We start from the raw sequence: 15,361 nt of genomic DNA on the forward strand, positions 1-15,361 counted from the left end.
ACAAGGTAGCGGATGATGACGCTACATTATGATGTCCTGATCGTTGGCGGCGGCCATGCAGGCGCCCAGGCTGCGATCGCGCTCCGCCAGAATGGTTTCACCGGATCGATCGCGATCGTCGGCGACGAGCCGGAGCTGCCGTACGAGCGGCCACCTTTGTCCAAGGAATATCTGGCTGGAGAAAAGGCGTTCGAGCGCATCCTCATCCGCCCGGCGGCTTTCTGGGAAAGTCGGCAGGTAGCGCTGCTGCTTGGGCGCGAGATCGTGGCCGTCGACGCCGCGGCGCGCATCGCCCGTACCGCGGATGGCGCAGCCATCGGCTATGGCAAGTTGATCTGGGCGACAGGCGGAAGCCCGCGGCTGCTCGGCTGCGCGGGCAATGACTTGAAGGGTGTTCACGGCATTCGCAACCGGGCCGATGTCGATCGGCTGGCGAGCGAGCTCGACGGCGTCGCGACTGTGGTGGTGGTTGGCGGCGGCTATATCGGGCTGGAAGCGGCCGCGGTGCTCACCAAGCTCGGCAAGCGGGTCGTGGTGCTGGAGGCGCTCGACCGCGTGCTGGCGCGCGTTGCGGGCGAGGCCTTGTCGCGCTTCTTCGAGCACGAACATCGCGCCCACGGCGTCGACCTGCGCCTGGGCGCTTTCGTCGATTGCATCACGGGGGAGGATCGAGTCCGCGCGGTGCGCCTTTCGGACGGTTCCTCGATCGCGTGCGAGATGGTGATCGTCGGTATCGGCATCGTGCCCGCTGTCGGCCCTTTGCTGGCTGCGGGCGCCGCAGGCAGCGACGGCGTGGATGTCGATGCGCAATGCCGGACCAGTCTGCCCGACATCTTCGCGATCGGCGACTGCGCGCGCCATCCCAACCCTTATGCCGATGGCGCCATGATCCGGCTCGAATCGGTGCAGAATGCACATGACCAGGCAGTGGTCGCCGCCAAGACGGTCATCGGCATGGACGTCGCTTATGCCGCCCTGCCCTGGTTCTGGTCGCAGCAATATGATCTGAAGCTGCAGACCGCGGGCCTTTCCAGCGGGCACGACGAGGCGAGCGTCCGCGGGGATCCGGCCACGCGCAGCTTTTCCATCCTCTACCGCAAGGCAGGACGCGTCATCAGCGTCGATTGCGTCAACGACATCAAGGCCTTCGTCGAGGGGCGGCGCCTCGTTACCGAAGGCCTGCTCGGCGCGTCCGAGGACAAGCAGGCTCGCGAAAAGGCATGACCTAATTCAGCCGGCGCCACAGACGGTAAGGTGAGCCTTTCGGCAGCTCCATCGGCGCCAGCCAATTCGGCACCTTCCCCTTGACCAGTTGAACGTAGAATCCTTTCGGCGCCTCGCTGCCATAGACGGTCGATTCCGAGAGGCCGGGGCAGATCAGCAGCAGGCCGGCGCTATGCCGCCGCATCACCTCGTGTGCGACCTCAGGATCGGTCGCACGAAAGCTGTGCTGGACGTCGAGGATGTCGCCGCCATTGCGGTGATAGGGGCCGGCGATGGCGCTGTGATGCGTCACCGCGATCAGGCGCGGACCGAGATCGATGAAGGTCAGGATCGTCGCCGGCGGCAATGCGCCGATGGGGCGTAACGCCGGCAGGGTGGGACAGCGGCGGTTCGCCATATCCACCTTCTTGCGATAGGCCGGCCGCTGCTCGCGCACGTTCTGGACGATGATCCCGGCGAAGGCGCCCGACACGAACAGGAAGGCCGCGGCCGAACCCAGCACGCGCACCGCCATATTACGGTGCGCCAGCGTCCAGCGCAGCAACGGCCAGCCGAGTGCGGTCGCGCCGATCACCCCCAGCATCTGCGAACCCGGGCCGGCCCGCGTCTGCCAGAACAGGAGCAATGCGGAGAATAACGATAATAAGGCGACCAACGCCCAGGGGACCGCCTTGTCGGTGCCCCGCGCGCGCCAGAAAGCCCAGGCCGATCCGATCACACCGATGATCGATAGCGACAAAGTGGGAAAAGCGATGCGCCAGCCATGCTGGTAAAGCGGCTTCGCTTCCTTAATGTGGCTGAACCACAATTGATAAAGTTCCGGAGAGATATGCTCGGGCCGGCCGAGGCATTGCGGGAAGGCAAGTGCAAAGCCCGCGCAGATCGCGGCACCCCCCGCGAGCGCCGCGACGATTCTCAGCCAGCGCCGGGCGAACGGTAGCGATCCGAAAGCAACGGCAAGGCCGCCGGTTACCAGCAAGGTCGACAGATAGACCGGCGTCAGCGCGTCGCACAGGAGCTGCCGGTTGTCATACGAGGCGAAGACCGCATAGCCGAGCGCCGCTCCCGCAGCGAGGCTGAGGCCGTAGCCGCGCAGCCGCTCCGCCTGCTCGTTATCGATCACCCACCACAAAACGATGAGTGCCCCCGCGACCGCGAGATAGGGAAGCAGCTCCAGCCCGATCGTGAGCGAGAAGGCGGTGGCCAGGCCGGCCGTCAGCCCGCCGCGAAGCTTGCGGGCGTCGGCCATGCCGGCGACGGTGACGATCAGGCTCGCGAGCTGCCAGCCATGATGATCGACCCGCAGCGGCATCCACATCAGCATGCTGGAATTGGCGCAGACCAGGATCGCCGCGGCCAGCAAGAAGGCCCAGCGGTCAACGAGGCGCCGTACCGTGAGCATCATGCCGTAAAGCGCGGCGCCGAACGCCAGCATTGGCGCGATCGCGCACGCCCAGCGCGCGGCTTCCTGCCAGCCGACGAATGGACGCAGGATCAGCATCAGGCCGGCGATCGGCAGATCGACCAGCCGCGACCAATGAACGGAAATGCCGTTAGGCGGATCGATCCGATGCTGGCGCAGATCGTACCAGCCCTGGCCCTGCAGCAGTGCGCGCACCTGGGCGAAGCGCAGATTGTCGTCAGTGTCGCTCAGCGCAAACCAGTGGATCGCGTTCCACTTGTAATAGAGCATGTAGATTGCGGTCGCGGCCCAGAAGAGCAGGAACCAACGCCGCCAATGCGCCGGCTTGCCGAAACCTCGAACCCAGTTTTCGCCGATCACCGCACTTCCCTCGCCGCTGGCGGCGCTCTACGAGCCCGGGGACAAAGAGCAAGGGACAGTGTTCGGCAATGACCGCGGTGGCGCAACAGCGGCGCGAGATGTTCTGGCAGATCGTGCGCTATGGCGTGAACGGCAGCATCGTCACGGCGCTCTATTCGGCGGTGCTGGTCGTGCTCGACAGCTGGACGCACCTGCCGTTGCAAATCTGCAATTTCGCCGGCTACGTGGCAGCGGTCTCGCTCGGCTATGTGCTCCATAGCCGGGTGACATTCCGCAATCATGGCAGTCGCGACCATGCCAGCAAGGTCCGATTCGTGATCGCGTCCCTGCCGAGTTTCGCGCTCAACGCCTTTTGGGCCTGGCTGCTAACGGAGGCGCTCAGGCTGCCCCATTGGACGCTCTACCTTCCGATATGGCTGGTAACCCCGGCACTTCTGTTCGCGCTTAACCGCTGGTGGGTATTCCGGTGAAACTTGCCTCCGCCCCCGCAAGCGCGCCACAAGCGATCATGGCTCCGCAGCAAGTCCCGCTCATTTCGGTGATCGTCCCGGTCAAGGACGAGGAAGAGGCAATCCAGCCGTTCGTGACGCGGGTCGGGAAGGTGCTGGAGGATCTGCGCGATCCCGACGGCGCTCCCGTGTTGTGGGAGATACTGTTCGTCGACGATGGCAGTTCGGATGCGACCTTGCCCGCGATCATGGCGGCGAACCGCGCCGATCCGCGTGTCGTCGGCATCGCGCTGTCGCGCAATTTCGGCAAGGAGGCGGCTTTGTCCGCCGGACTGGATCATGTGCGCGGGCAGACGGTGGTGCCGATCGACGTCGATCTGCAGGATCCGCCGGAAATGATCGGCGCGATGCTCGATCAATGGCGGCTAGGCCACGAGGTTGTGTTCGGCGTGCGTCGCAACCGTATGACCGACAGCCTGCCGAAAAGGCTGACGGCCGACCTTTATTATCGCGCGCACAATTGGCTGAGCGAGGACAAGATCCCCGAACATGCCGGCGACTTCCGCTTGCTCGATCGCAAGGTGGTCGACGTCATCCGCGCGATGCCGGAGCGCAATCGCTTCATGAAAGGCCTGTTCGCCTGGGGAGGATTCCGCCAGGCGGCGGTCGAATATGACCGCGCCGAGCGCGCCGTCGGCCGCACCAAGTTCAATTATCTCAAGTTGTGGAAGCTCGCGATCGACGGGCTTACCTCCGCATCGACCGCGCCGCTGCGCGTCTGGTCCTATATCGGTTTCGTGATCGCCGGCATCGCCTTGCTTTATGCCCTGTTCCTGATCGCGCGCGTGATCCTCTACGGCGTCGACGTCGCCGGCTATGCCTCGATGATGGTCGCGGTGCTGTTCCTGGGCGGGGTGCAATTGCTCTCGCTCGGAATCCTCGGCGAATATGTCGGCCGCATCCTGGTGGAGACCAAGCGGCGACCAATCTACATCGTCCGCCAGCGGATCGGCGAGGCAGGCGTTCAGGAGTAATGGAACGCCACGTTTATGACCGCATGGCCGAGATCGACCGCGATCATTGGTGGTTTGTCGGACGGCGGCGGATTCTGGCGGCGCTGATCGAGCGGTTCCGCCCCCAGTCCGGCCCCTTGCGCATCCTGGAGGTCGGCTGCGGGACGGGTTCGAACATCGCCATGCTCCAGCAATTCGGCACCGTTGATGCGGTCGAGCCGGACGATCATGCCCGCGCTTTTGCTGCCCAACGGACCGGGCTTGCGATCAAAGGCGGCTATCTTCCGAACGTACCGCTGCATGACGGGCAATATGACCTGATCGTTCTGCTCGACGTGCTCGAGCATATTCCCGACGACATCGGAGCGCTCACGGCATTGCGACCCAAGCTCGCACCGGGCGGGCGCCTGCTGCTGGCGGTGCCGGCGATGCCATCCTTGTGGAGCGGCCATGATGTCGCTCACCATCATCAGCGCCGCTATACCGCCCGTAAGCTGGATGCGGTGGTGAGGGCCGCCGGCTTCCGCCGGTTGCATCGCGCGGCGTTCAACAGCCTGCTATTGCCCGCGATTGTCGGCGTGCGCCTCGTCAATCGGCTGCTTGGTCGCAAGGGCGGGGATGAGGACCGGCTTCCGCCGAAGCCGGTCAACCGCCTGCTCGGCGCCTTATTCGCGGCCGAGCGTCACGCGGCGGTGCGCGGCCTGTTGCCAGCCGGCGTATCACTGGCGTTGGTAGCTGAGCCGGATCCAGGCGGGAGCGGCAGCACGCGGTAGAGGATACCGCTGCGGCCGCCCGTCCAGATCGGTTCCAGCCCCGGAAAGCTGTTCCAGCGCGCGCGCGGAATGTCGATCAGCCAGACATAGTCGAACGCGTCGTGCGGCAGGGTGTTGATGCCCTCCGGATAGGGCTTGGCCCGCCGGTCGCGGCAGCCATGCGGCCGCAAAATCTCGGTGGGATCCTCCGCATAGCCTTTGGCTGGCGCATATTTGATGCGCACCAGCTGCGCGCCCGGATCGGTCCACTGACCGTTGGCGAAGGCGTTGCGGCGGACGATCGCCATGGCGCCGAGATGGTCCATGCGGCTGGTCTCCCAACGGCCCAGGCATTGCAGCCACACCTGGACGAAAACCCTGCTGCCAGGCTTGACGTGATCGAGCGCGGCCAGCTGACGGCGGTTGTCCGCTTCATGCCGTGCGAAGTTTGCGGTCAGGATGCCGATCCGGCCGATGAAGATTGCGGTGGCGACGGCCGCAACGATTGCCGCCCGCCGCCGCGACTGCGCCTTCATCGCGATGGCGACAACCGCAATCAGCAACACATAGGGCGCCAGCCGCATGTCGGCATAGGCTGATCCCAGCAGGATGCGCGGCAGTAGGACATAAGCAATGATTAGCATCAAGGCAGCGATGCCAAGCGTCCGGTTCATACGCACCCACAGACCCGCCAAACCCAGCGCGATCAACGCCCACAGCAGGTAGACATTGGCGAGGTCGAGCGACATCCAGCTATTGCGCAGGCTGGAGACCAGATAGACATATTTGGCGCGCCAGTAGAACCAGTCGACGTTGCGCCCGCCGGCATCCCCGCTGCGCCAGGCGACCAGCAACAATAAGGGCGGCGACAGCGAAAGGCAGGACAGGCCACCATGCCACAGGCTGGGTATCAACGTCCGGCCTGCATCGCGCTCGCGCACCACTTCCGCACCGAAGGCCAGCAGGCAGAGCACCGCCCAGCCGAAGATGTGGGCGGTCGTCAGGATCAGGCCGATCGGCACGAACAAAGCGTGGCGCAGGCGCCAGCGCTGCTGACGGCCCAGCCGCAGCCACAGCGCGTAGGCGTTGAGCGCCAGCGCCATCGACAGCAGGAAATTGACGAAACCCCAGATCAGCGGGAAGCCATAGGCCAGGGGCAGGGCGAACAAGGCCGGCGGCGGCACGCGGCCATGCGCCTCGCGCGCGATCCACAACATTCCTGTCATGGTGAGCATGACGATACCGATCACGATCAGCTTCACGCCGAGCTCCAGCCCGAACAATGCCGCCATCGGCACGATCAACAGGTCCACGCCGAGATTGGCGATGAAGGCCCAATGGAAGTCGAAATATTCCGTTCGGAGTGGGGAGGTCGGATCCGACAGCTGGATCCGGTAGCGGCCCATATGCTCGGGCAGATCGGTCAGCGGCGGCACCGTTGGGATGATCAGCGGCACCGCCGAGAGCAGAACCAAAGCGGCCAGAAACCACCAGCTGTTCCACCAGCCGGCAGGCGTCTCGTTTTCGGGGAGCGCTGAGCGGAACATGTCCCGCCCTTATGGCGCCGTCAGCCCGCGCGACAAGTGCTCGTAACAACCCTAATCAACGTCGCGATGCGCTTGGGGCGGGGATATTGGGCGGCGATCGGCTTGTTGGTCGCAATTGGCATCGGCGTGCGGAGCTGGGGCCTGGGCGCCGCGCCGTTATGGCTGGACGAGGCGTATAGCGCCTATGCCGCGGACAAGGATTGGGCGTTCCTATGGCGGATCGTGCCGCTCTATGAGAGCCACCCGCCTTTTTATTATAGCCTGCTGCATCTGTGGGTGGGAGTGTTTGGCGACGGGCTGATCGTGCTGCGCCTGCTTGGGTGGGCGTCGAGCCTCGCCACCCTGCCGGTGATGGCGCTGGCCGCGGGCGAGGCCGGCCGCTGGATCGGCTGGGGAGCTGCGGACCGCCGGCGGCTGCAGCTCATCACGGTGGGGCTGTCCTGTCTGTCGCTGGCGCTGGTCGAAATGGCGCGCGAGGCACGGCCTTATCCGCTGATGATCCTGGTTTTCGCCGGAGCCATCCTGTTGCTGCTGCAGCTCGCGCGACGCGTAGAGCGAGGCAGGCCGGTCGCAAGCGCGGCGTTTGCCGGCTACCTTTTGCTGCTCGAGGCCTTGTTGTGGCTGCACAATCTGGGCCCGCTTTACGGCGTAGCTCTTACCTGCGCGCTCGCGATTGCGCTGCTGCGGCGCGTGACAGGTCGCGATTGGCTATGGTTGACCGGCGGGTATGGGCTGGTTGCCCTGGCATATTTGCCTGGGCTGGCGATCCTGCGTGGCCAGGCCACGACCTGGGTCGCGTCCACCTGGCTGCGCTTCCAGTTCGACGGCAGGTTCGTGGGGCGGCTGGAGACGCTGTACGCCGCGCCCGGCTGGCCTGGCATCGCCAGTCTGGTGCTGGCGGGGTTTGCCGCAGCCGCGCTGGTGCGGGCGCGAAATGGCCCGCGGCTGCTCGCCAGTCTCGCGGTGCTCGCCTTGCTGCCGGTCATCCTCGCAGTGATCTTGTCCCTGACGGTGGCACCGGTCTTCATCACCCGGACCATGACGCCGGTCGCGGTGCCCGCGTTGCTGCTGCTCTCGATCGGCGCCGCCGCTCCCGGGCGCTATCGATGGATAGGAAGGGGCAGCGCGGTCCTGCTTGCCACAGCGATGCTCGTGGCGGACGTGCAGGGGCTCCAGCGCGGGCCGATGCAGGATTGGTATCGCACGGTCGACTGGCTGGCAGCGCGGTTCCGGCCCGGCGACGCGGTTTACGCTTATCCGAATGAGGGCAAATTGCCGCTTGTCTATGCGTTGCGCGACAAAGGACTCGCTTACCCGATCCGGGCGATCCCGACCGACATGCCGGCGCTGGAAGCGCGCCACGGCTGGCATCCGACGGGCACGCGCGGCGTCTCGTCATTGCCGCGCGGGGAGCTGCGCGCAATCGCGCGGGAGCCGGCGACGCAGGCGATCCCGACCATCTGGCTGCTGCGCCTTGGACCGACGACTTTCGATCGAGGCGATATATTCCTGCTGGAGCTACGTCGCGGTCGCTATGTCGTGCGGCACTGGCAAGACGGACCGATCGATATCGTCGGCCTCAGGCGATTGCCGGCGACCCGGAAACCCTCTCCCAATAGCCCCTAGATAGCGGCGAGCGCCTGCTCGAAATCGGCGATCAGATCGTCGGCATTTTCGACCCCGATCGAGATGCGGACGAGATTATCGCCGATGCCGAGCGCGTCCTTGCGCGCCTGGGGTACCGACAGATGTGTCATTCCGGCCGGGTGGCTGGCGAGCGTTTCGGTGCCGCCGAGGCTGACCGCGAGCTTGGCGATCTTAAGCGCGTCGAGGAAGCGGAATGCCTCTGCCTCGCCGCCCTTCAAATAGAGCGAAAAGGTTGAGCCCGCGCCCGAGCAATGGCGATTATAGATGTCGGCCTGACGCGAGCCTTCCTCAAGGAAGCCTAAATAGCCGACATGTTCGACCTTGGGCTGATCGCGGAGCCAGGCACAGACCTTGGCGGCATTCTCGCCGGCGCGGCTCATGCGCAGTTCCAGCGTCTCGAGGCTACGCAGCAGCATCCACGCCGGATGCGGATCGAGGATCGTGCCGATCGTGTTGCGCATCATCCGGATCGGGTTGATCGCGGCCTTCGAGCCGACCGCGCCGCCGGCGACGAGATCGCTATGCCCGCCGGCATATTTGGTCAGGCTGTAGATGACGATATCGGCCCCGTGCTTGAGCGGTTGCTGCCACAGCGGGCCGAGGAAAGTGTTGTCGATGACGATCAGCGGCTTTTCGCCTGGGAAGAGCGCGTCGCGCGACGCGGTCACCGCGTCGATGTCGACCAAAGCATTGGTCGGATTGGCGGGACTTTCGAGATAGATGAGCGGGACGCGGCCGCTGGCATTGGCCTCGGCCATTACCGCATCGATTTCCTCGCGGGTCGCGCCGGCCGGAAAATCGAGCCATTTGATGCCGAACCGGCCGAGGATCTTGCCGATCAGCGTCTCGGTCGCGGCATATAGCGGCGCGGAGTGCACGATCGTATCGCCCGGCTGGACCAGAGCCAGCAACACGGTCGCGATGGCGGCCATGCCGGACGTGAAGGTCAGCGCGTCTTCGGCCTCTTCCCAGATGCCGAGGCGATCCTCGAGGATTTCCTGGTTGGGGCCGTTGAAGCGCGAATAGACGAGGCCTTCGGCTCCGCCCGGGCGCTTGCCGGTGACGCCTTCGAAGAAGCGCTTGCCCGCGGCCGCGCTGTCGAAAACATAGGTCGAAGTGAGGAAGACCGGTGGCTTGAGCGAGCCCTCCGACAGGGCGGGATCGAAGCCGTGGCCCATCATCAGGGTCGCGGGGCTGAGGCGGCGTCCGCCAACCTCCAGCGGCTGATGGCGTGGACGACGCCGCAGCCCGCCCCCGGTCAGGTCGGCCTCGGTCTTGTCGTCCTCGGCCATGTCAATTCACCTTTAGATGATGCGGAACAGAAACAGCGCGATGATGACGACGCCCGGGACGCCCAGCAGCCACAAAATCAGACCCTTGCCCATCCGAACTCTCCCGTCGGCACGCTCCCAGCGAGCCTGCTACGGAACCGAAACGAGCGGGACTCACGCCTGTTCCGACTCGGGCGCGCTGTCGCGGAAGAAGGGTTCGACATTGCCGTTGAGCTTCATCGTCAGCGGATTGCCCTTGCGGTCGCGCGTCTTGGCCATGGCAAGGCGCACCCAGCCCTCGCTGATGCAATATTCCTCGACGTTGAACCGCTCGGTACCGTTGAAGATGATGCCGATGCCGCGTGCGAGGGCATCGCCGTCATAATGCGGGCTGCGGGGATCGACCGAGAGGCGGTCGGGCGGGGTGGGAGTGGTTTCGCTCATGGTGCCGGCCATAGCGGGCTTCTTTTATTGCGTCATCCCGGGGCGGCCCAGGGGGTGGGGGACCCGGCCGGTTTACCGCCGCTCCGCATCGGAAAATAAAAAAACACCAGAAACGAACTTAATGATCTCGGTCTGGAACCGAGGGTCCGACAGAACATATCACGAACAGAAAGTCAATCCCACGCTGCCGAGTCGAAGCGTATCGGCCGGCCGATCGCCTTTGCGGCGAGCGCGCCATCCCGCATCACGATCCGGCCGCGCACGATCGTGCCGACCGGGCGGCCGGTGATATTCATGCCGGTGAACGGGGACCAGCCGCAGCGCGACGCCAGCCAATCCTCTTCAATCGTCCACTTCGCCTTGAGGTCGACCAAGGTGAAATCGGCGTCATACCCCGCGGCGATGCGGCCCTTGGCGGTCATGCCGAACACGCGCTGGGGTCCGGCCGAGGTCAGTTCGACCAGTCGCTGCAGGCTCAGGCGGCCATGGGCGACATGATCGAGCATCAGCGGCAGCAAGGTCTGCACGCCCGGCATGCCGCTCGGCGAATCGGGGTAAGGCTTTGCCTTCTCCTCCATCGTATGCGGCGCGTGATCGGAGCCGAGCACGTCCGGCACGCCCTGATTGAGCCAGTTCCAGATCCCGTCGCGATGCGCGGCGGATCGGATCGGCGGGTTCATCTGGGCATAGGTGCCGAGCCGCGGATAGGCGTCCTCCCCCGCAAGGGTAAGGTGCTGCGGCGTCACCTCGCAGGTGGCGATATCCTTGTTGCGGGAGATGACCTCCAGCTCGGCCGGCGTGGTCACGTGCAGGATATGGATCGGGCGCCGCGCGGCGCGAGCCAGGCGCAGGATGCGCTGCGTCGCCAGCATCGCGCTCTCGTCATCCCGCCAGACCGGATGCGAGGACGGGTCGCCGGCGACCCGCTCGCCGAGCCGGGCCTGCATGCGGGGCTCGTCCTCGGCATGGATCGCGACGCGGCGGCGGCCGTGCGCGAGGACACGCGCCAGTTCCGAATCCTCCGAGACGAGCAGGTCGCCGGTCGAGGCACCCATGAAGATCTTGACGCCCGCGGTTCCGGGCAGCCGTTCCAGTTCACCCAGCAATTCGGCATTGGCGCTGGTCGCACCGACATAGAAAGCATGATCGCACCACATGCGATCCTCGGCGCGGGCGAGCTTGTCAGCGATCGCGGCTTCGCTGTCGGTGTTGGGCTTGGTGTTCGGCATCTCGAACACGGCGACCACCCCGCCGAGCACGGCGGCGCGGCTGCCGCTTTCGAGATCCTCCTTCGCCTCGAGCCCGGGCTCGCGGAAATGGACCTGGCTGTCGACCACGCCCGGAAGCACGGTCAGCCCGGTGCAGTCGACCGTCTCGCCGGCATCGCCCGACTCGCCGATGGCGACGATCTTGCCGTCGCGGACCCCGACCGAGGCTTCCACCGGCCCCCCGGGCGTCCACACCGTGCCGTTCTTGAGCAGGAGATCGTAAGTCGCCATCAATCACTCCCGTCATCCCAGCCAGGCTGGGACCATGTCTTTTGCAGCTAGCGTCGCCGCGGGTGGCGATAGACCCGGCTGGGGCGACGAGAAAGTGGTAAGTCGGAAGCCTGCCTCTACATAGACTCCCATGACCGCGACCACCCTTGCCGACCGCGCCCTGCTCCGCCTCTCGGGTGAAGATGTGCGCGGTTTCCTCCAGGGGCTGGTGACCAATGACGTGACTGGGCCGCTGCCGGTCTGGGCAGGGCTGCTGAGCGCACAGGGCAAGGCGCTGTTCGACTTCCTGGTGTGGGAGGATGGCGCGGATCTGCTGATCGATTGCGAGCGGGATCAGGCGGAGGCGCTGGCACGGCGCCTCTCACTGTACCGGCTGCGGCGGGCGATCACGATTGCGCTCGACCACCAATTGGCGGTGCATTGGGCGCGCGAGGGCGACATGGGCGTGGCCGATCCGCGTCTGGCCGCGCTTGGCCGGCGCTGGGTCGCCCCACCCGATGAGCCTGTGGAGGGATGGCGGGCCCATCGCCTGGCGCGTGGAGTTACCGAGGGTGCGGCCGAGCTGGGCTCCGACAAGACATTGTGGCTCGAAACCAATGCGGTCGAACTCAACGGCGTGAGCTTCTCGAAGGGCTGCTATGTCGGGCAGGAGAATACGGCGCGGATGAACTGGCGGCAGAAGGTCAATCGCCGGCTGGTCGTGACGCGCGCGGCCGAGGACCCGGGTGACGCGGCCAATGCTTATTATCCGGAGCTTGGGCTCGCGGTGAAGCGCGTGCAGGTCGAGCGGATTGCGGCGGGGGACGATGGGCTGATCGTGCCTGACTGGCTAGCGAATGCGATCGGTCCCACGACCGTCGCTTAGAAACGACTGTCATCGCGAGCGTAGCGAAGCAATCCAGCTTGGGGTCTGGATTGCTTCGTCGCGTCCGCTCCTCGCAATGACGAGGGTCAGGCCGCCAGCTTGCGCAGGACGTAAGGCAGGATGCCGCCGTTGAGGAAATATTCGAGCTCGTTGACCGTATCGATCCGGCAGCGCGCCTCGAACGTGGCTTCGCTGCCATCGGCCCGCTTGAGGCGAACCGTGACCATCTGGCGCGGGCGCAGGCCAGCGACATTGTCGATGCTGAACTGTTCGCTGCCGTCGAGCCCGAGCGTCTTGCGATCGGTGCCGTCCGGGAATTGCAGCGGCAGCACCCCCATGCCGACAAGGTTGGAGCGGTGGATACGCTCGAAGCTTTCGGCGATCACCGCCCTCACGCCGAGCAAGGTCGTGCCCTTGGCCGCCCAGTCGCGCGACGAGCCGGTGCCATATTCCTTGCCGGCGACGATGACGAGCGGCGTGCCGTCTTCCTTATATTTCTGCGCGGCGTCATAGATGGCGAGCGTCTCGCCGGTCGGCACATAGCGCGTCATCCCGCCTTCGACTCCGGGCACCATCTCGTTGCGGATGCGGATGTTGGCGAAGGTGCCGCGCATCATCACCTCATGATTACCGCGGCGCGCGCCGTAGCTGTTGAAGTCGGCCTTCGAGACCTGATGCTCGTTGAGATAGCGACCGGCCGGGCTGTCGGCCTTGATCGAGCCGGCCGGCGAGATGTGGTCGGTCGTGATCGAATCGCCGAGGATGGCGAGCGGACGGGCATCGACGATGTCCTCGACCGGCTTCGGCGTCATCGTCATGCCTTCGAAATAAGGCGGGTTCTGGACATAGGTCGACCCCGCCGACCAGCTATAGGTATCCGATCCCTCGATCGAGATGGCGCGCCATTTGCGGTCGCCCTCGAAGACGTTGGCATAGCGCGTGCGGTACATATCGCTGTCGATCACCGACGTGATCAGATCGCTGATCTCGTGATTGGTCGGCCAGATATCCTTCAGCATCACCGGCTTGCCGTCTTCGGTCGTGCCGATCGGGGTGGTGGTGATGTCCTCGCGCACCGTGCCCTTGAGCGCATAGGCAACGACCAGTGGGGGTGAAGCGAGGAAATTGGCGCGCACGTCGGGCGACACGCGCCCTTCGAAATTGCGATTGCCCGACAGCACCGAGGCGGCGACGAGATCATGCTCGTTGATCGCCTTGCTGATCGGCGCGGGCAGCGGGCCCGAGTTGCCGATGCAGGTGGTGCAGCCATAGCCGACGAGGTTGAACCCCATCGCGTCAAGGTCCTCCGACAATTTGGCCTTGTTGAGGTAATCGGTGACGACCTGGCTGCCGGGGGCAAGGCTGGTCTTGACCCACGGCTTGGGCTTCAGGCCGAGCGCGCGGGCCTTGCGCGCCACCAGCCCGGCCGCGACCAGCACATTGGGGTTCGAGGTGTTGGTGCAGCTCGTGATCGCCGCGATCACGACATCGCCATGGCCGACCTGATAATCCTCGCCCTCGACATCGACCCGCACGTCGCTGTCGCCGGTCTTCTTGTAGCCGGTCACCAGCTCGTTGTTGAAATTCTCGTCGACGTTGGTGAGGAGCACCTTGTCCTGCGGGCGCTTGGGGCCGGCGAGGCTCGGCTGCACACTCGACATGTCGAGCGCGAGCGTGTCGGTGAACACCGGATCGGGCAGCGTCGGGTCGCGCCACAGGCCTTGGGCGCGCGCATAGGCTTCGACCAGATCGATCTGTGCCTCGTCGCGGCCGGTGAGGCGCAGATAGTTGATCGTCGCCTGATCGACCGGGAAGAAGCCGCAGGTCGCGCCATATTCGGGTGCCATATTGGCGATGGTCGCGCGGTCGGCGAGGCTGAGCGCGTCGAGGCCGGTGCCGTAAAATTCGACGAAGCGGCCGACCACGCCCTTCTGGCGCAGCATCTGGGTGACGGTCAGCACCAGATCGGTGGCGGTAATGCCCTCGGCGAGCGTGCCGGTGAGCTTGAAGCCGACCACCTCGGGGATCAGCATCGATACCGGTTGGCCCAGCATCGCGGCTTCGGCCTCGATCCCGCCGACGCCCCAGCCGAGCACGCCCAGGCCGTTGACCATCGTCGTGTGGCTGTCGGTGCCGACGCAGGTGTCGGGATAGGCGATGTCGACGCCGTCGGTGCCCTTGGACACCCACACCGTCTGGGCGATATTCTCCAGATTCACCTGGTGGCAGATGCCGGTGCCGGGGGGGACCACCTTGAAATTGTCGAGCGCCTTGGAGCCCCAGCGCAGGAATTCGTAGCGCTCCATATTGCGGGCATATTCGATCTCGACATTGTTCTCGAACGCCTTGGGCGTGCCGAACTCGTCGACCATCACCGAGTGATCGATGACGAGATGGACCGGCACGAGCGGATTGATCTTATGCGCGTCCCCGCCCAGCGCCGTGATGGCATCGCGCATGGCGGCAAGATCGACCACGCAAGGGACGCCGGTGAAATCCTGCATCAGCACGCGCGCCGGACGATATTGGATCTCGCGCTCGGAGGTGCGATCGGTCAGCCACTGGACCATCGCCGTAAGATCGTCGGTGGTGACGGTCTTGCCGTCCTCGAACCGCAGCAGATTTTCGAGCAGCACCTTCATCGAGAAGGGCAGGCGTGAAATGTCGCCGAGTGTCTCAGCCGCCTTTGCGAGCGAATAATAAGCGACCGTACGGCCAGCGACGTCGAGCGTCGAACGAGTGTTGAGCGTGTCGTGGCCGACGGCGGTCATGGGCGAGATCCCTCACAGCGATGCGGTATATGGCGGGGGCACTAGCAAGGGGATGGGGGTGGGGGAAGGCGTTTGGCCATCGAAATTCCGGCTTTT

General features: G+C 65.2%; 12 protein-coding genes. 6 read left to right on the forward strand and 6 right to left on the reverse strand.

All coding sequences use genetic code 11. The features are described 5' to 3' along the window. Positions 1 to 15: 15 nt before the first annotated feature. The gene (locus DX905_RS09020) at positions 16 to 1,224 is read left to right on the forward strand and encodes an NAD(P)/FAD-dependent oxidoreductase (protein WP_116092441.1); all 1,209 of its coding nucleotides are present in this window, start codon (positions 16 to 18) and stop codon (positions 1,222 to 1,224) included. 1 nt (position 1,225) lies between these two features. Here the strand turns inward: DX905_RS09020 and DX905_RS09025 are convergent, their stop codons facing one another. Then, on the reverse strand, positions 1,226 to 3,007 hold the full coding sequence (locus DX905_RS09025) for an AcrB/AcrD/AcrF family protein (protein WP_240320793.1): 1,782 nt from the start codon (positions 3,005 to 3,007) through the stop codon (positions 1,226 to 1,228). A gap of 68 nt (positions 3,008 to 3,075) precedes the next feature. On the opposite strand from DX905_RS09025, the gene DX905_RS09030 reads away from it, so the two are divergent. The 3 genes from DX905_RS09030 to DX905_RS09040 are packed head-to-tail and all read left to right on the forward strand — an operon-like array spanning position 3,076 to position 5,242. After that, on the forward strand, positions 3,076 to 3,477 hold the full coding sequence (locus DX905_RS09030; protein ID WP_116091057.1) for a GtrA family protein: 402 nt from the start codon (positions 3,076 to 3,078) through the stop codon (positions 3,475 to 3,477). A gap of 38 nt (positions 3,478 to 3,515) precedes the next feature. Further along, positions 3,516 to 4,490 (forward strand): glycosyltransferase family 2 protein, encoded by a 975-nt coding sequence (locus DX905_RS09035; RefSeq protein WP_116091058.1) that lies wholly within the window; start codon positions 3,516 to 3,518, stop codon positions 4,488 to 4,490. Continuing rightward, positions 4,490 to 5,242 (forward strand): class I SAM-dependent methyltransferase, encoded by a 753-nt coding sequence (locus DX905_RS09040; RefSeq protein WP_116091059.1) that lies wholly within the window; start codon positions 4,490 to 4,492, stop codon positions 5,240 to 5,242. Before DX905_RS09035 ends, DX905_RS09040 begins: the two co-directional genes overlap by 1 nt. Here DX905_RS09040 and DX905_RS09045 read toward each other — a convergent pair. Continuing rightward, the gene (locus DX905_RS09045; RefSeq protein ID WP_205412229.1) at positions 5,152 to 6,768 is read right to left on the reverse strand and encodes a hypothetical protein; all 1,617 of its coding nucleotides are present in this window, start codon (positions 6,766 to 6,768) and stop codon (positions 5,152 to 5,154) included. The genes DX905_RS09040 and DX905_RS09045 overlap by 91 nt on opposite strands. A gap of 102 nt (positions 6,769 to 6,870) precedes the next feature. On the opposite strand from DX905_RS09045, the gene DX905_RS09050 reads away from it, so the two are divergent. After that, complete coding sequence (locus tag DX905_RS09050) at positions 6,871 to 8,394, forward strand: glycosyltransferase family 39 protein (RefSeq protein ID WP_162875538.1); 1,524 nt, start codon at positions 6,871 to 6,873, stop codon at positions 8,392 to 8,394. Here the strand turns inward: DX905_RS09050 and DX905_RS09055 are convergent. The 3 genes from DX905_RS09055 to DX905_RS09065 form a co-directional block, all read right to left on the reverse strand. Continuing rightward, a complete protein-coding gene (locus DX905_RS09055; RefSeq protein WP_116091061.1) occupies positions 8,391 to 9,707 on the reverse strand; it encodes a cystathionine gamma-synthase family protein in 1,317 nt (438 codons plus the stop codon). The genes DX905_RS09050 and DX905_RS09055 overlap by 4 nt on opposite strands. A 153-nt stretch (positions 9,708 to 9,860) precedes the next feature. After that, positions 9,861 to 10,142 (reverse strand): DUF3297 family protein, encoded by a 282-nt coding sequence (locus DX905_RS09060; protein WP_240320794.1) that lies wholly within the window; start codon positions 10,140 to 10,142, stop codon positions 9,861 to 9,863. A 161-nt stretch (positions 10,143 to 10,303) separates the two neighbouring features. Beyond that, the gene (locus DX905_RS09065; RefSeq protein WP_116091062.1) at positions 10,304 to 11,629 is read right to left on the reverse strand and encodes a dihydroorotase; all 1,326 of its coding nucleotides are present in this window, start codon (positions 11,627 to 11,629) and stop codon (positions 10,304 to 10,306) included. A 130-nt stretch (positions 11,630 to 11,759) separates the two neighbouring features. On the opposite strand from DX905_RS09065, the gene ygfZ reads away from it, so the two are divergent. Then, complete coding sequence (ygfZ, locus tag DX905_RS09070) at positions 11,760 to 12,494, forward strand: CAF17-like 4Fe-4S cluster assembly/insertion protein YgfZ (RefSeq protein WP_116091063.1); 735 nt, start codon at positions 11,760 to 11,762, stop codon at positions 12,492 to 12,494. A gap of 86 nt (positions 12,495 to 12,580) precedes the next feature. Here ygfZ and acnA read toward each other — a convergent pair whose 3' ends face one another. Continuing rightward, positions 12,581 to 15,265, reverse strand: a complete 2,685-nt coding sequence (gene acnA / locus DX905_RS09075) for an aconitate hydratase AcnA (RefSeq protein ID WP_116091064.1) — start codon at positions 15,263 to 15,265, stop codon at positions 12,581 to 12,583. Positions 15,266 to 15,361 lie beyond the last annotated feature (96 nt).

This window comes from Sphingomonas crusticola (genome assembly GCF_003391115.1).
Classification (GTDB): domain Bacteria; phylum Pseudomonadota; class Alphaproteobacteria; order Sphingomonadales; family Sphingomonadaceae; genus Sphingomonas_I; species Sphingomonas_I crusticola.